The organism is Yersinia sp. KBS0713 (assembly GCF_005937895.2).
In the GTDB taxonomy this organism is placed as follows: domain Bacteria; phylum Pseudomonadota; class Gammaproteobacteria; order Enterobacterales; family Enterobacteriaceae; genus Yersinia; species Yersinia bercovieri.
On the sequence record NZ_CP042173.1, the window covers coordinates 3811135 to 3826956 of the forward strand.

Here is a 15822-nt window from a genome sequence, read left to right on the forward strand (position 1 = left end):
AACAAGAGCGAACAGATTATGCCATGCGCTCAATGACAGGGGTCAGTGAAGCTATCTTTTCCTGCATCTGACTAGCTATCACTTTAAAGCCGGTACTGATAGCTGAGTGTGCCCCCACTTTTTGCCAGAATTGCAGTGCTAACTCTTGCGCTAGCAACCAATGCTCCCGGCTTATATCAATAGATAACGTTATATCGGGTGCTGTATGTCGCATATTCCCCGTATTTGACGGAGCAAAAGCCATTGGCAGCATGTCGTAAATAGGGGCAAGAGATAAAGGCCTATTTTCGGGATGCAAGAATGATAAATTTCCATGATGCATGTCTGTATTCGCAATCAATATCCCGAAAGCCCAGATTAAGTGCACTTGCTCAAGTTGTGCGGAGCTCAGTAAGCCTTTTGCCGCCAGTTCGCGACAAACTTTTGGCCAACTGGCCACTGGCATACCAACAAATTCAGCATTCACGGCTTCCAAAGACACCATACCAACGCGGCCACGCGCCCCATATCGGTCAAAGCGCTCAACCTCAAGGAAAATTTGCCGATCCTGATTTTGCAAGATATGGGTGGCGGCTGCCGGGTAGCCGGCGCCCTTTAATGTGTTCAGCGCCAGAGACTCGGCAATGAGCAGGTCCGCCCAGCGTTGTGAGTTAGGGTTATCCTGTGTGGCGGTAAATTTAACAATAACATACGCCGGTGGTTGTTCTGAGTATCCGGCATAACAGGTAAATTTGGGTTGTTCCCCCCCCGCAGAAGACCCCACCATTTCACCGGCAAGTGCCATTTGGGACAATTCAGTGTAACGAGCTAACTTATTCGCTGGCTCAATCGGTATTGCATCAGGGGCCGCTAGCCAATTTTGATAGCTTTGCTCTCCAATCAATAGATTGCCATTCATATCATCCGCCTGACGGGACAGCGCAAGTAAAATATGATCTTCACTCCACAAGCGGATATCATCCGTAAGCTGCAACTTAGTTGCGACTGACTTTCCCCAAATTCGCCCAAGAAATCCCTGAGGGCGCATATCGGTCAAATACCAAGGCAAGCTATCAAATTGCTGCCAACTATCTAATTCCAATTGATGCACACAGCACATCTCGACTGGATGGATAAGATATAGTGTTGCGAAATGAGCAGCATGGCCTCGCTCGTCAATACGATACAGGGGAAATCGCCCCTCTTCTGTGCAATCTCCGGCAATAGGACGCCGTAAGGCATACTGTGTTGCTCTGCCTTTGCCTATTTTCAGCACCTTGTCTTTTAACCCGTTTAAGTGTCGTGAAACAGTGGGCTGACTGATCGCCATGGTATGAGCCAAATAGGACGCCGTTGCTGGCCCTTGACGTAATAGCGCTTCCAGAGAGAGCATATGAATAGATTCTTGAATAGAAAGATGAATAGAAGATTGAATGGATTTATAGCGTTAATTAGCTGATGTGTAAATAAGTTTATTTTTCACAATGATTTTTATGAATAGATTCAGCAGCAGAATAGCCTGCTGCTGAATAGAAAACGCAGTACGAGTGTTAAGCTTTGTCGCCCAACAACACGGATTCCAATGCAATCTCAATCATGTCATTGAACGTGGTCTGGCGTTCGGCGGCGGTGGTTTGCTCGCCGGTACGGATATGGTCAGACACGGTACAGATAGTCAGGGCTTTCGCGCCGAATTCAGCAGCGACACCATAGATACCTGCGGCTTCCATCTCCACACCCAGAATGCCGTATTTTTCCATAACATCAAACATTTGCGGATCTGGCGTGTAGAACAGATCAGCAGAGAAGATGTTGCCCACACGGACATCAATACCTTTCGCTTTGGCAGCATCAACGGCATTGCGGGTCATTTCGAAATCAGCAATCGCCGCGTAGTCGTGATCTTTAAAGCGCAGACGGTTTACTTTGGAATCGGTGCAAGCCCCCATACCGATAACCACATCGCGCAGCTTAACATCAGCCCGTACTGCGCCGCATGAACCCACACGGATAATCTTCTTCACGCCAAAATCGGTGATCAACTCTTTTGCATAAATGGAGCAGGATGGAATGCCCATACCGTGGCCCATCACCGAGATTTTGCGGCCTTTATAAGTGCCGGTGAAGCCCAACATGCCACGCACGTCATTCACTTGCTTCACATCTTGCAGGAAGGTTTCGGCGATAAACTTCGCACGCAGCGGATCCCCTGGCATCAGTACAACGTCAGCGAAATCACCCATTTCAGCATTAATATGTGGCGTTGCCATAATCACTTTCCTTAAAAATCAGATAATTAAATTTTGTATTACCAAACCGTTTTCAAATTTTAACTACTTTGTGCAGTTCGGAAAAACTTTGGTATCACGAGCGTAGATGAGCACAGGCAGTTTGGGTGCGGCCAGCGCGCAAAAACCGGAGCGTACACGAAGTACGTGAGGATTTTTAGCTCTGCCCAATCCCAAAATGACACGCTCAGCTTAGCTTCATGCCCTAAAGCATACTCTTACCGTAATCCATTGGGGATAGGTTGAAATACTTCGCCACCGTCTGCCCAATATCAGCAAAGGTCTCACGATGCCCCAACGATCCCGGCTTCACTTTTGGGCCATAAACCAACACCGGAATATGCTCACGGGTATGGTCGGTGCCTGGCCAGGTTGGGTCACAGCCGTGGTCAGCGGTCAGGATCATAATGTCATCTTCTTTCACCAGCGCCAGCAATTCTGGCAGGCGGCGGTCAAACAGTTCCAGTGCCGCGGCATAGCCAGCAACATCACGGCGATGGCCGTATGAAGAGTCAAAATCAACAAAGTTGGTGAACACGATGGTGTTATCACCCGCTTTTTTCATCTCTTCAATGGTGGCGTCAAACAGCGCGTCCAGACCCGTGGCTTTCACTTTTTGCGTGATGCCCACATGGGCGTAGATATCGGCGATTTTACCAATAGAAACCACTTCCCCGCCCTTCTCATCCACCAGTTTTTTCAGCATGGTCGGTGCTGGCGGTTCAACGGCTAAATCATGGCGGTTGCCGGTGCGCTGGAAGTTACCCGGCTTATCACCAATGAATGGACGTGCAATCACGCGGCCAATATTGTAGCCGCCCTCGGTCAGCTCTTCACGGGCAATTTCGCACAGCTCATACAGGCGATCCAGACCAAATGTCTCTTCATGGCAGGCAATCTGGAACACCGAGTCAGCTGAGGTGTAGAAAATCGGCTTGCCGGTTTTCATATGCTCTTCGCCCAGTTGGTCGAGGATAACCGTGCCGCTTGAGTGGCAGTTACCCAGATAGCCCGGCAAGTTGGCGCGTTTGACTAACTTATCCAGCAACTCCTGCGGGAAGCTATTTTCTACATCGCTGAAGTAGCCCCAGTCGAATAAGACCGGCACACCGGCAATTTCCCAGTGGCCTGATGGCGTATCTTTACCGGAGGATAACTCACTGGCATAACCATAAGCGCCAATGATATCAGCATCTTTATCCAGCCCTACCGGGAATTTACCGGTCGACTCTTCCGCCGCTTTACCCAGCCCTAAACGGCTCAGGTTCGGCAGCGTCAATGGGCCGCTACGACCCACGTTAGCTTCACCACGGGCGCAGGCTTCAGCGATGTGGCCCAGTGTATCCGCCCCTTGGTCACCAAATTTGTTAGCATCTGCGCTCGCGCCGATACCAAACGAGTCTAAAACCATAATAAATGTACGTTTCATTATTCTCTCCTGCAAAGATTCACCCGCCTGGCGGGGATCATCAAAATGGGGCGATTATTCCGTGATACGGCGATAGATAACGGGCGTCTCTTCCGCTGCTTTGTCACCCAGTGTAATGGCCGTGCGCACGGCATCTGCCGCCTGCTGCCAATCATCTTCGTTATTGGCATGAATCACGGCTAATGGCAGTTGACCATCAACATGAGTACCCAAACGGGCCATATCGGTTAAACCAACACTGTAATCAATAGCATCTGTGGCGCGACGACGACCACCACCGAGGGCTACCACGGCCATACCTAATGCACGTGTATCCATGGCAGTGATAATCCCCGACCGCTCAGCAAAGACCGGCTTACTCAACATGGCAACTGGCAAGTAACTGTCATAGCGCTCAACGAAATCACTTGGGCCTTTTTGCGCCGCCACCATACGACCAAAGAGTTCCGCCGCTTTGCCGTTATCCAGCACCGCTTGCAGCTTGGCTCTGGCATCGGCATCATCTTGGGCCAGGCCGCCGGACAGCAGCATCTCCACACACAGCGCCATGGTCACCTCCAGCAGGCGCGGGTTGCGATACTCGCCAGTCAGGAAACGCACCGCTTCGCGCACTTCAACGCCATTACCCGCGCTGGAGGCCAAGACCTGATTCATGTCAGTCAGTAGCGCCGTGGTTTTGCAACCAGCACCATTCGCGACGCCGACAATCGCCTGCGCCAAATCAGAGGATAGCTGATACGTTGGCATAAATGCACCAGAGCCGACTTTAACGTCCATCACTAACGCATCCAACCCTTCCGCCAGTTTCTTAGCCAGAATAGAGGCGGTAATTAGCGGAATAGAGTCCACTGTCGCGGTGATATCACGGGTGGCATAAAAGCGCTTATCCGCCGGTGCCAGCGAGCTGGTTTGGCCGATAATTGCCACGCCGACATCCTGAATGATTTTGCGAAATGCAGTGTCATCGGGGAAAATATCAAAACCGGGAATGGCTTCCAGTTTATCCAGTGTGCCACCGGTATGCCCCAAACCACGGCCTGAAATCATCGGCACATAACCACCACAGGCGGCGACCATTGGGCCAAGCATCAGTGATGTTACATCGCCTACACCGCCCGTGGAGTGTTTATCCACAATTGGGCCATTGAGATTCAGGCTCTTCCAGTTCAGTACCGTGCCTGAATCACGCATCGCCATGGTGAGCGCCACACGTTCAGGCATGCTCATATCATGGAAATAAATGGTCATCGCCAAAGCAGCAATCTGCCCTTCGGAAACCACATTGTCGCGAATACCATTGATAAAGAAGCGAATTTCTTCTTCGCTTAGTGGCTGACCGTCGCGTTTTTTACGAATAATTTCTTGTGCGAGAAACAAGGCATCCCCCTGTTTATGGAATGAAAGCCGCACTGCGAGCAAATTGGCCCGCAGTGCATCTGCTAAATTCAGTTATTGGCTAAATTCAAATCGGCGCAGACAGTTAATAGCCGCTGCTTTTGCTATCGCTCTGATGACCCAGAGTTGTTAATAAGCTGGCTAACAGACTGGACGCCCCAAAGCGGAAGTGGCGAGCATCTGCCCAGCCTTCACCCATCAATTGATCGGCCAGTTGTAGGAACTGCGCGGCATCTTCAGCGGTGCGTACACCGCCCGCTGGCTTGAAGCCCACGGTTTTACCCACCCCCAAATCGCGGATGGTGCGCATCATGATGCCCGCACTCTCCAATGTGGCATTCACCGGCACTTTACCGGTGGAGGTTTTGATAAAGTCAGCGCCTGCTTTGATGGCAATTTCAGAGGCCTGGCGAATCAAATGCTCTTGCTTTAACTCCCCTGTTTCGATAATGACTTTCAGCAATACATTTGCGGCAGCGCAAGCTTCTTTGCACTGTTTCACTAATTCGAAACCGACCTTATCATTACCCGCCATTAAGGCGCGGTAAGGGAACACCACATCAACTTCATTAGCACCGTAAGCAATGGCAGCACGGGTTTCGGCCAGAGCAATGGCAATATCGTCATTGCCATGTGGGAAGTTAGTCACAGTCGCAATGCGAATTTCAGGTGTACCTTGCTCGCGCAATGTTTTACGCGCAATAGGAATAAAGCGAGGATAAATACAGATTGCTGCCGTATTACCGGCAGGGCTTTTTGCCTGACGACACAACGCGATAACTTTATCATCAGTGTCGTCGTCATTCAGGGTGGTTAAATCCATCAAACTCAGCGCGCGTTTGGCATAATCATGCAGATTCGCGCAGGCGGTTAATTCGGTCATAAAACTCTCCAACACTATTTCAGCCCCGGCACCTTGCCAGAACTGAGCATTTATTTATGAGTGAACCAGAGAGTGTATTGATATCTCTGGCTTTGAACTCAAGACGTTGGCGAGCGGACTTGGTTCCTTGAAGAAAGCCCCATGGGTAATCCCCTAGGTTGCAATTGAGATCCTTCTCACCGCAATACTCTTCTTACTGGAAGTTGCCGCAATATTCGCAGCTCTCACTCAGAAAAGTTAATCATGCTATTTGAACACGTTATCAACACCTGAGGTGTGTTCAATTTCACACTAATCAATAGTAATTTGTAACGCGCCAATATTATATGTGATTGGAATCACAAAATAACCTGATTTATGGCTTACCAACACTATTATGCCCACTAGCATCAAGAATAGCTTATGGGCAGAAATAGGGTTAGCTAGCCTAATTACAGGGCCAGGAAGAAGCCGGCGATGGTAGCACTCATCAAATTCGACAGTGTCCCTGCGGCAACCGCTTTCAGACCAAATCGCGCGATATCATGGCGGCGATTCGGGGCCATGCTGCCCAACCCACCGAGTAAGATGGCGACCGATGACAAGTTAGCAAAACCACAGAGCGCGAAGGAGATAATCGCTTTCGTGTGATCAGAAAGCACCTGCAAGCCTGCCGCTTTAACTAACTCTTCCGCCTGTAGATATTGACCGAAATTCATAAATGCCACGAATTCGTTGACGATGATTTTCTGGCCAATAAAGGAGCCAGCAACCATTGCTTCACTCCACGGCACACCAATCAGGTAAGCGATTGGGGAGAATACCCAGCCCAGAATCAGCTCCAGCGAGAGTTGCGGGTAGTCGAACCAGCCACCAATTCCGCCCAAAATACCATTTAGCAATGCAATCAATGCAATGAAAGCCAGCAACATTGCGCCGACATTCAGCGCCAGTTGTAGACCAGAGGCAGCACCGGAAGCCGCAGCGTCAATCACGTTAGCTGGTCGGTCATCTTCAGCAATCAGGGTGGTGGCATCGACGGTATCGCGGGTTTTTTCAGTTTCTGGCACCATCAATTTAGCAAAGAGCAGCCCGCCCGGAGCCGCCATAAAGGAGGCGGCGATCAGATATTCCAACGGCACCCCCATCTGCGCGTAACCGGCCAAAACTGAACCGGCGACCGAGGCTAAACCACCACACATCACAGCAAACAGTTCTGATTGAGTCATGGTGGCAATATATGGCCGCACGACCAGCGGGGCTTCCGTTTGCCCAACAAAAATGTTGGCGGTCGCGGAGAGGGATTCGGTACGTGAGGTGCCGAGCAGCTTTTGTAAGCCGCCGCCTAACACCTTAATCACAATTTGCATAATGCCGAGATAATACAAAACCGCGATCAATGATGAGAAGAAGACAATAACCGGCAATACTCGCAGGGCGAAGATAAAACCGCCACCGCCAAAGACTTCAAACATTTTGTCGGAAACCAAACCGCCAAACATAAATGAAATACCGCTATTACCGTAAGCGATAACGTTCGCCACACCTTCAGACATCCCGCCCAGGATACGACGTCCAATCGGCACATATAACACTAGTGCCCCGACGCCCACCTGAATAATAAATGCCCCCACCACAGTGCGGATATTAATCGCCCTAAAATTACTGGAAAGAAGCACGGCTATTAATATCAGAACTGCCATCCCGACCAAGCTCATAAGCATGTAAGATCATCCTGTTAATGATTTGTATGAAAATAATATGGGCGGGATTATACCGACAAGCGCGCGCTATCAAACAATCTCTGTCACAAATAAACACAACTCAGAGCAACTGTTTGATATTTATTGTGATGATGGTCACAGAAAAATCACAATAGAAGAAATGGCACGCTAATTATTAGTTAGCTTTTCATGTGCAATCGAGGGACGGGGTTATCGCGAAAGCTTATCAGCAGAGGGTAAGCGAAATAAGCGCTGACTATTCGCCAGCAGATGGGTGGCTATCTCTTGCGGCGCTTCTGAGCGCAATTCACACAAGGCCGCGAACACATGGGCAGCACGCTCGGGTCGATTGGGTTGACCTTGGAAACCGGCCAATGGCATGTCCGGCGCATCAGTTTCCAGTAACAGAGCCGAGAGCGGTAATGCCGCCATAACCTTGCGGGTTTTCTGCGCCCGCTCATAGGTGATGGTTCCCCCAACGCCAATGTAATAACCCAAACGAATGAATGCCTGCGCTTGCGCTAAGCTGCCAGCAAAACCATGCACCACACCAGTGCGCGGCAATGCAGCTTTGCGCAATGCGGCAGCCAGTTGATCATGGGAGCGGCGGGAGTGCAAAATAACCGGGAGATCGTGCTGTTTAGCCAGCTTAAGCTGAGCCTGTAATAGCGCTAATTGTCGTAGAAACTGCGGCTCATCCATATAGAGATCCAGACCAATCTCCCCCACCGCCACCAGTTTTTCCGGTTTATTCGCCAAATAAGAGGCCAGCGCCGCTAAATCTGCCTCCTGATGCTCAGCAATATAGAGCGGGTGCATACCCAGTGCGGCAAACAGCGGCGGATAGCGCTCAGCCAAAGCTAAAATGCGGGGGAAGTAAGCCACACTCACAGCAGGGATAATCAGTTGCCTGACATTCGCCTGCGCAGCGCTCGCTAAGCTGGCAACCTCCTCACCGCTGAATGGTGGAAAGTCAAAGTGACAGTGGGTGTCAACAAAATAGGGGGGATCAATAAATGAGGGCGTCGGCCCCGCTATCAGTGTCATTAGGCCGTATCACCTTTGTTTTTTGCCGCGCTCGGAGGCGAAATAATCTCGCCCGCCAACAGCTTACTTTTGCTTTTATTGTGCGTGGTGGTCGGCACAATTAGCCCGCTGTCTGCCACGGTCATCTGAGGTGGAATATGTTGATTTGCCACGGCAACTGAATCGACGGGAGTGATGATATCTGGCGTTTGAATGATATCAAATGAAGAATCATCGCTATCAATCAACTCAGCCATATCATCTAGCTGGTTAATATCTTGTGGCTGGATCATACGGCGGGAGAGAGGGATCGCAGTTTTCTCGCCCCCCATTTCAGCTTGATACTGCCGGTCACGGGGCAAGAGCCAGTGCCCAACAGTGGCCAGGAAATAGCGGCCACAGCGGCGGCCCAAATGGTAATCTTGATTCAGTGCCGCCACACGGCTCCCCAGTGCATTACTGGCGAGGGGTTTGGGCGGGAAAATCTCGAAAATCCGCAGGTCACCCGGCGGCTTTTCAATGAATTGCTGAATGCGATGATAGCTCTGTTCATGCTGTTGCATGATCCGCACCAGCTGCTGCAAACTGCTCTCACTCAGCAGGTGCTCCATCCGCTTCATCCATTGCGGGGTACAGTAAGCCTGCGAAGGAACAGTACGGATAACCACGATAGTATCCGCGCCACGGCGATAGGCCTCTTCAACCGGAATTGCATCACTGATGCCGCCATCCTGATAACTTATCCCATCCAAATCAACGCCTTGACGATAAAAACCGGGAATGGCACTGGAGGCTTTAAGCGCCGGTAGCCAGCTTTCACGGGTGGGAGCGATATAGGTTGGCTCGAAATCATCACTACGGCAGGCGCACATTAAGAATTCGCGCCCATTAATCAGGTGCTGTTCGGCGTGATCGAGTGCCAGCGGCAGTTGCTGTGAAGTGATATCCACCAGCCAATCGAGATCAATTAAGTGCCCACCACGGACAAAACGTAATGGATTGAAGAAATTAGCGGTTGTGGTGTAACGGGTAATGACGCGACGGGCATAGCCGGGTTGGCCGCAAATAAAAGCGGAGAGGTTTTGTGCGCCAGCGGATGTGCCGATCATCAGATCAAAAGGGTTAAAGCGGGCGCGCTGGAACTCATCCAGCACACCGGCTGTAAAAATTCCCCGCTGCCCGCCCCCCTCACACACCAACGCCATTTTACCGGGTTGATATGGTTTATAGGCGAGTGGCTCAATATTTCCGAGCGTGATAGGTATTCTGTATCCCACCATCCATCCTTAATTCGGCTACAACAGGTGTCGAGGATACCCCTTCTTCACCTTTGCTGTAACCCTCTCGCCATACTAAAGGCGCTTACGTCCTGTAAACAAACTGATGAGAAATAGCACAATACCGACGACGAAGACGACTTTCGCCGCCCAGGCTGCAGTGCCCGCCAGCCCACCAAAACCTAATGCCGCAGCGATTAATGCAATAATCAGAAATATGATGCCCCAGCGAAACATAAGCTTCTCCTTACCGTTTTAATTAATATTCCGTGGGCTAATCAATAACCCACGAAACACCCGTCAGTCGGATAACAATTAAGGCTTGATGCTCAGATCATTTTTGACACTTTTCACGCCATCTACCGCTTTGGCGATACTTTCAGCACGTTCGGACTGAGCTTTATTCTCAACAGTACCGGACAACTGCACCACACCCTCGGTGGTTTCAACTTTTATTTTACGTGACGGGACAATGTCATCAGCCAGTAATTTGGCCTTGATGGAGCTGGTTGTCGCAGCATCGCCAGCATATTCACTAACCGATTGTGTTTTCTGATCTTTCACATGCAGCTTATCGCTAACGGATTTTACACCTTCAACGTTTGCGGCAATTTCAACGGCAGTTTCAGCTTCTGCCTGAGAAGTAACGAAGCCACTCAGCGTCACGACGCCATGGTTGGTTTCAACTGAAATATCAGTACTTTTGAGGGATTTCTCCTCCAGCAACGCGCTTTTCACTTTTGCCGTTGCTGCGCTATCCCCCATGTAATTATCCACTTTCTTCATGGAGCTATCGATTTTGGCACCGGTCCTGTCCACAGCGTTGGAGGCTTTATTGAGCATAGTGTCTTCGGCCAGCACACTACCGCTGATAAGCGCAGTACCTAAAACAACAGCCATCACTGAACGGGCAAATTTTGTGTTTTTCATCGATTTCTTCCTTTTATTGTTTTGAACCCCAAACTGGCTATAACGCCCCAATTTGCGGATTCTTATGCCACCGCAGAGGGGTAGCCATTTGATGAATACTTTACGATTACTACAGGTTAGTCGCCCCAAAGTAAATGCGACTCAATCCTGTGCGTAGTTATAAAGATAGAGCATTTGAGGAGAAATAGAGTCGGAATCGGCCTAAAGGCAGATTTTTATGATTAAGTCAGAGTTATCTTAGGGATGAGTTCATGAGGGAGTTTAATGAATCGGGGTACGCTGTACCCCGATAGCGTGCGGCTTGCGGCGGGATTAATGCTCGCGAGTTTTACGGAAACGGACTTCTGGGTAACGCTCTTGCGTAATATTAAGATTGACCATGGTTGGCGCGATATAGCTCAAATTATCACCACCATCCAATGCCAGGTTAACTTCATTCTTACGTTTAAACTCTTCGAATTTCTTCACGTCGTCACACTCAACCCAACGGGCAGTTGAGACGTTAACGGATTCATATACCGCTTCCACGTTATATTCGCTTTTCAGCCGTGATGAGACCACTTCAAACTGCAGAATACCGACCGCGCCGACAATCAAATCGTTGTTGGTCAATGGGCGGAACACCTGCACCGCGCCCTCTTCTGACAGCTGAACCAAACCTTTCAGTAGCTGCTTTTGCTTCAATGGGTCGCGCAGACGAATGCGGCGGAACAGTTCAGGGGCGAAGTTCGGAATACCGGTGAACTTCATATCTTCACCTTGGGTGAAGGTATCGCCGATTTGAATCGTGCCATGGTTATGCAGGCCGATAATGTCGCCAGCATAGGCTTCTTCAATATGCGAGCGGTCACCGGCCATAAAGGTCAGCGCATCGGAAATCACCACATCTTTCTTGGTGCGCACCTGACGCAGTTTCATGCCTTTCTCGTAACGGCCTGAAACTACACGCATAAAAGCAACGCGGTCACGGTGTTTCGGGTCCATATTGGCCTGAATCTTGAATACAAAACCGGTGAATTTCTCTTCAGCCGCAACCACGACCCGTGTGTCGGTTTTACGTGGCATCGGGGCTGGCGCCCACTCCACCAAACCATCCAGCATATGGTCGACACCAAAGTTACCCAGCGCAGTACCAAAGAAGACCGGCGTTAAGTCCCCCGACAGGAAAGCTTCATGATCAAACTCATGGGAAGCGCCCTGCACCAGCTCCAGCTCCTGACGGAACTGCCTGGCGATATCTTCGCCCACCGCAACATCCAGATCCGGGTTATTTAGCCCTTTAATAGTGCGCACTTCCTGAATGGTGTGGCCTTTGCCGGTCTGATACAGGTAAGTTTCATTTTTATAGAGGTGGTAAACCCCTTTAAACGACTTACCACAGCTAATCGGCCAGGTGATTGGCGCACAAGCAATTTTCAGCTCACGCTCCACTTCATCCAGCACTTCCATCGGATCACGGATCTCGCGGTCCAATTTGTTCATAAAGGTCAGGATCGGCGTATCACGCAGACGAGTGACCTCCATCAGTTTGCGCGTGCGGTCTTCAACCCCTTTAGCCGCATCGATCACCATCAAGCAGCAGTCGACCGCGGTCAGAGTACGATAAGTATCTTCAGAGAAGTCTTCATGCCCTGGGGTGTCGAGCAAGTTAACCAGGCAACCGCCGTACGGGAACTGCATCACCGAGGTGGTGATGGAGATACCGCGCTGCTTTTCCATCTCCATCCAGTCAGATTTGGCATGATGACTTGAGCCACGGCCTTTTACCGTACCGGCGGTCTGGATTGCGTGTCCAAACAGCAACACTTTTTCGGTAATGGTAGTTTTACCGGCATCGGGGTGGGAAATGATGGCGAAAGTACGTCGTTTCGCCACTTCCAGTGCATATTCACTTGGAGACATAGTTTGAAATTTCTACTTTTAGGCCGCCCTGCTCTGGGCCGCACATCCTATTGATGTGCCAGTCAGGCAAAGCAAGGCATTGAATTATGGCGCTATACCCCGCTTATTTGACGTTGCTGCCTATTCAGCGGCAACACCCGTCACTTGGGGTATAAGTGGTTATAGCGCGGTATTTTCCCTGATTTATGCGAGATAGACAATTTATTCAAGACAAACCAGCGGTTATTCAAGACAAACCATCGGCAAAAACAGTGCTATCCCATGGGTAACGCCATCATAATGGCATCTTCACGCCCATCAGCACTCGGGTAGTAGTTGCGGCGCACCGAGACCTCGTTAAAACCGAGACTCTCATACAGGGCAATAGCGCCGGCGTTTGAGGCCCGAACTTCAAGCCAGAGTGTGACAATACCCCGTGTTTCCAACTGGGTAATCAGGTGTTCAAGCAGCAGGCGTCCATAGCCCTGACGCTGATACTGTGGATCAATGGCGATATTAAACAGCGTTGCTTCATCCAATACGATTTGGGTAATGGCGAAACCAACCATGTTCTGGTCGACACTCAACTTAAAATTGAGGTAGCGCTCACCCTGATTGCTGGCTAAGGTTTTTTCCGTCCACGGGAAAGCGTGGCTGGCTTGCTCAATTTGGTACGCTGTGGCCAGATCGGCTGGCGTCAGGATAGAAATCTGCTTCATGGTGACAAATCTGCTGCCAAAGTGCGCGCTTCGCGCTCGCGTCTTGATAAAGGCCGGCCAATGCCGGGCTGTGTAACTGTGCACCCGCGACCGCTAGTGGTTCACTGATGCCCAGCCGCCAACTGTTGCACTGCGTATCCGCTGGTAACATGGCTACCTGATCCGGTGTCAGCCCATAGGCCTGACGAGGAGTAAGCCCTAAGCTGCGCAATACATCGCACAACAGCGGATCATCATCTTCAGGGAGCGTATCTGCCACGATCAGCAGGCGGGTATCTTCGGGTAAGCGCACTGCAATTTCACCCTGCAAGACCGCTGGGCGGCGCAATGTCCACTGCGTAATGCCAAGCTGTTGTAACAGCAAGTCTCGTCTCGATGCCATGCCATTTCCTGTCAGAGCGACCCCTATTTCGACGCTATGCTAGCAAACCCATCGAACATGCGCCAACAAACCTCTACTTATCAGGCTCAGCGGATGGCATATTGGTGATAAATATAGTTAGCTAATCAGTTTCAGATCCGCTTTACGTAGGCGCTTTTGCTCCTGATAGAAATTTTCATGGGAACTGAGGCTCAAAAGATACAATTCAATTTTCTGCTCGATCCAACTGTAGCCCAGCAGCGTCAGTTGATTATTGAGCTGAAACTTATGCACCCGAAGATAGCTCAGGTCACCTTTCTTTAATTCACCTATTTCTGGGCTGGTAATAATGAGCTCAATGTGATCTTCAACCACAATAAGTTGTTGTTCAGAGAGCCTACTCAGCGCTTTTGCGAAGCGGCTACTTTCATAAACATCAATCTTCCGACCGCTTGGTTCTTCTGACATAACGTGACACCTTCTTATTCTCGATTTCGCTCTTCGCCAGTAAGGTTTCCAGAATAAAGCTGTAGGGCAGATCAGGGTTATCCTCAGCGATACGACCAATTTTTGCCCAGTGCTCGATCTGCTTTGGCACGCTGCGACTTGATGCTTCGGCGTGAATTTTAACGTCAGTGACAAAATCCTCATCCAGACGAATACTGATTGCCATAGTTTTACTCCTTTTTGCGCAATTTTTAACGTGCGTAGCTGCACTTTTTGTCGTGTAAAACGCACTCTTTAATGTACAGATTACACACTCCGCAATAATGTGGCACAAGAGCGCAAAATGCAACAATTTGTCGCGATAGCATCACCTCTATTTTGTCTAAAAAATACAAAAATAGAGGTTGAGCCAACAAACCTCTATAATCCCCGATTATATTATTGAGGAGCCAAAGACTGATGTCAGCATTAACCCCAGCCAGTGAAGTGATACTGCGCCATAGTGATGAATTTATAGCCCGCCACGTGTTGTTTGCCGGTGACTTGCAAGATGCGCTGCCAGCGCAGTTTGATGCCGCCGGGGTACGGGTTCACTCCAATCAATATCACCACTGGCAATTACTGAGCAATACGCTGGAAGAGAGTGTGCAATTCGGGCTTTTGGCGACACCTGAAATCGTCGCGACCTGCGACACGCTGGTCTATTACTGGCCAAAAAGCAAACAAGAAGCCCAATTCCAATTGGCGAATCTGCTCTCCTTATTGCCGGTCGGCACCGATATTTTTGTGGTGGGTGAAAACCGCAGCGGCGTGCGCAGCGCAGAAGAGATGCTCGCTGATTTCGCACAGTTGACCAAGATAGACAGTGCTCGCCGTTGTGGCTTGTACCATGGCCGCCTGGATAAACAGCCAGAATTTGATGCCGATGACTGGTGGGAGAGTTATCAGGTGGGCGATGTGACAGTGAAAACCTTGCCGGGTGTGTTCAGCCGTGATTCGCTGGATTCAGGCAGCCATCTGTTGCTCTCCACATTCAGCGAGCCATTTAAAGGTAGCGTGCTGGATGTCGGTTGTGGTGCCGGTGTCCTGGCCTCGGTTTTGGCGCAACAATCGCCAAAAATCAAATGGACCCTGAGTGATGTCTCTGCGGCAGCTATCAAAGCCAGCCGGGCGACACTGGCGGCGAATAATATTGATGCGCAAGTGATTGCCAGCAATGTCTATTCCGACATCAAAGGCCGTTTCGAGATGATTATTTCGAACCCACCTTTCCATGATGGGATTCAAACTAGCCTAACAGCGGCTGAAATGCTGATCCGTGGTGCGACCGCGCATCTGCATGTCGGCGGTAAATTGCGTATCGTGGCGAACTCCTTCTTGCCTTATCCTGCCCTGCTGGATGCCGCATTTGGCAGCCATGAAGTACTGGCGCAGAATGGCCGTTTTAAAGTGTATCAGGCAACCGTCGGGCGCGCGCCACGAGACGCTAAGAAAAAACGTTAAG

Annotated in this window: 16 protein-coding genes; 1 reads left to right on the top strand and 15 read right to left on the bottom strand. The window is 50.2% G+C overall.

Going from position 1 to position 15822, the window contains the following annotated elements; all coding sequences use genetic code 11:
- Positions 1 to 16 precede the first annotated feature (16 nt).
- The 15 genes from yjjJ to FFE93_RS18175 form a co-directional block, all read right to left on the bottom strand.
- Positions 17 to 1372 (bottom strand): type II toxin-antitoxin system HipA family toxin YjjJ, encoded by a 1356-nt coding sequence (gene yjjJ / locus FFE93_RS18105; RefSeq protein WP_138775697.1) that lies wholly within the window; start codon positions 1370 to 1372, stop codon positions 17 to 19.
- Positions 1373 to 1529: 157 nt separating this feature from the next.
- On the bottom strand, positions 1530 to 2249 hold the full coding sequence (deoD, locus tag FFE93_RS18110; protein ID WP_032896373.1) for a purine-nucleoside phosphorylase: 720 nt from the start codon (positions 2247 to 2249) through the stop codon (positions 1530 to 1532).
- Between the two features lie 223 nt (positions 2250 to 2472).
- Complete coding sequence (gene deoB, locus FFE93_RS18115) at positions 2473 to 3696, bottom strand: phosphopentomutase (protein WP_005270708.1); 1224 nt, start codon at positions 3694 to 3696, stop codon at positions 2473 to 2475.
- 54 nt (positions 3697 to 3750) lie between these two features.
- Entirely contained in the window at positions 3751 to 5073 is a 1323-nt protein-coding gene (gene deoA, locus FFE93_RS18120; protein ID WP_032896375.1) for a thymidine phosphorylase, read from the bottom strand.
- A gap of 103 nt (positions 5074 to 5176) precedes the next feature.
- Positions 5177 to 5974: a deoxyribose-phosphate aldolase gene (deoC, locus tag FFE93_RS18125; protein ID WP_032896377.1), complete on the bottom strand. Its 798-nt coding sequence runs from the start codon at positions 5972 to 5974 to the stop codon at positions 5177 to 5179.
- Between the two features lie 431 nt (positions 5975 to 6405).
- Positions 6406 to 7677: a NupC/NupG family nucleoside CNT transporter gene (locus FFE93_RS18130; RefSeq protein WP_072083719.1), complete on the bottom strand. Its 1272-nt coding sequence runs from the start codon at positions 7675 to 7677 to the stop codon at positions 6406 to 6408.
- Between the two features lie 210 nt (positions 7678 to 7887).
- Entirely contained in the window at positions 7888 to 8724 is an 837-nt protein-coding gene (locus FFE93_RS18135) for a TatD family hydrolase (protein WP_049599867.1), read from the bottom strand.
- Positions 8724 to 9983 (bottom strand): patatin family protein, encoded by a 1260-nt coding sequence (locus FFE93_RS18140; RefSeq protein ID WP_049599869.1) that lies wholly within the window; start codon positions 9981 to 9983, stop codon positions 8724 to 8726. Before FFE93_RS18140 ends, FFE93_RS18135 begins: the two co-directional genes overlap by 1 nt.
- 72 nt (positions 9984 to 10055) lie before the next feature.
- Positions 10056 to 10217, bottom strand: a complete 162-nt coding sequence (locus tag FFE93_RS18145) for a DUF1328 domain-containing protein (protein ID WP_004876076.1) — start codon at positions 10215 to 10217, stop codon at positions 10056 to 10058.
- A 78-nt stretch (positions 10218 to 10295) separates the two neighbouring features.
- Positions 10296 to 10910, bottom strand: coding sequence for a molecular chaperone OsmY (gene osmY / locus FFE93_RS18150; protein WP_032896384.1), 615 nt, complete (start codon positions 10908 to 10910; stop codon positions 10296 to 10298).
- Between the two features lie 312 nt (positions 10911 to 11222).
- Positions 11223 to 12812, bottom strand: coding sequence for a peptide chain release factor 3 (gene prfC / locus FFE93_RS18155; protein ID WP_005270758.1), 1590 nt, complete (start codon positions 12810 to 12812; stop codon positions 11223 to 11225).
- 254 nt (positions 12813 to 13066) lie between these two features.
- The gene (rimI, locus tag FFE93_RS18160; RefSeq protein WP_032896386.1) at positions 13067 to 13510 is read right to left on the bottom strand and encodes a ribosomal protein S18-alanine N-acetyltransferase; all 444 of its coding nucleotides are present in this window, start codon (positions 13508 to 13510) and stop codon (positions 13067 to 13069) included.
- Entirely contained in the window at positions 13455 to 13892 is a 438-nt protein-coding gene (locus tag FFE93_RS18165; protein WP_032896389.1) for a DNA polymerase III subunit psi, read from the bottom strand. The genes rimI and FFE93_RS18165 overlap by 56 nt, the downstream gene beginning before the upstream one ends.
- 117 nt (positions 13893 to 14009) lie before the next feature.
- Entirely contained in the window at positions 14010 to 14339 is a 330-nt protein-coding gene (locus FFE93_RS18170; protein WP_032896392.1) for a type II toxin-antitoxin system RelE/ParE family toxin, read from the bottom strand.
- The gene (locus FFE93_RS18175) at positions 14308 to 14544 is read right to left on the bottom strand and encodes a TA system antitoxin ParD family protein (protein WP_005270776.1); all 237 of its coding nucleotides are present in this window, start codon (positions 14542 to 14544) and stop codon (positions 14308 to 14310) included. Before FFE93_RS18175 ends, FFE93_RS18170 begins: the two co-directional genes overlap by 32 nt.
- A 233-nt stretch (positions 14545 to 14777) precedes the next feature.
- Between FFE93_RS18175 and rsmC the strand changes: the two genes are divergently transcribed.
- Complete coding sequence (gene rsmC, locus FFE93_RS18180; RefSeq protein ID WP_138775699.1) at positions 14778 to 15821, top strand: 16S rRNA (guanine(1207)-N(2))-methyltransferase RsmC; 1044 nt, start codon at positions 14778 to 14780, stop codon at positions 15819 to 15821.
- Position 15822 lies beyond the last annotated feature (1 nt).

What these genes read in the sequence shown, in the direction of transcription:
- yjjJ (WP_138775697.1), bottom strand. Translation starts at nt 1,372, where the DNA reads ATGCTCTCTCTGGAAGCGCTATTACGTCAAGGGCCAGCAACGGCGTCC.
- deoD (WP_032896373.1), bottom strand. Translation starts at nt 2,249, where the DNA reads ATGGCAACGCCACATATTAATGCTGAAATGGGTGATTTCGCTGACGTT.
- deoB (WP_005270708.1), bottom strand. Translation starts at nt 3,696, where the DNA reads ATGAAACGTACATTTATTATGGTTTTAGACTCGTTTGGTATCGGCGCG.
- deoC (WP_032896377.1), bottom strand. Translation starts at nt 5,974, where the DNA reads ATGACCGAATTAACCGCCTGCGCGAATCTGCATGATTATGCCAAACGC.
- FFE93_RS18130 (WP_072083719.1), bottom strand. Translation starts at nt 7,677, where the DNA reads ATGCTTATGAGCTTGGTCGGGATGGCAGTTCTGATATTAATAGCCGTG.
- FFE93_RS18135 (WP_049599867.1), bottom strand. Translation starts at nt 8,724, where the DNA reads ATGACACTGATAGCGGGGCCGACGCCCTCATTTATTGATCCCCCCTAT.
- FFE93_RS18140 (WP_049599869.1), bottom strand. Translation starts at nt 9,983, where the DNA reads ATGGTGGGATACAGAATACCTATCACGCTCGGAAATATTGAGCCACTC.
- FFE93_RS18145 (WP_004876076.1), bottom strand. Translation starts at nt 10,217, where the DNA reads ATGTTTCGCTGGGGCATCATATTTCTGATTATTGCATTAATCGCTGCG.
- osmY (WP_032896384.1), bottom strand. Translation starts at nt 10,910, where the DNA reads ATGAAAAACACAAAATTTGCCCGTTCAGTGATGGCTGTTGTTTTAGGT.
- prfC (WP_005270758.1), bottom strand. Translation starts at nt 12,812, where the DNA reads ATGTCTCCAAGTGAATATGCACTGGAAGTGGCGAAACGACGTACTTTC.
- rimI (WP_032896386.1), bottom strand. Translation starts at nt 13,510, where the DNA reads ATGAAGCAGATTTCTATCCTGACGCCAGCCGATCTGGCCACAGCGTAC.
- FFE93_RS18165 (WP_032896389.1), bottom strand. Translation starts at nt 13,892, where the DNA reads ATGGCATCGAGACGAGACTTGCTGTTACAACAGCTTGGCATTACGCAG.
- FFE93_RS18170 (WP_032896392.1), bottom strand. Translation starts at nt 14,339, where the DNA reads ATGTCAGAAGAACCAAGCGGTCGGAAGATTGATGTTTATGAAAGTAGC.
- FFE93_RS18175 (WP_005270776.1), bottom strand. Translation starts at nt 14,544, where the DNA reads ATGGCAATCAGTATTCGTCTGGATGAGGATTTTGTCACTGACGTTAAA.
- rsmC (WP_138775699.1), top strand. Translation starts at nt 14,778, where the DNA reads ATGTCAGCATTAACCCCAGCCAGTGAAGTGATACTGCGCCATAGTGAT.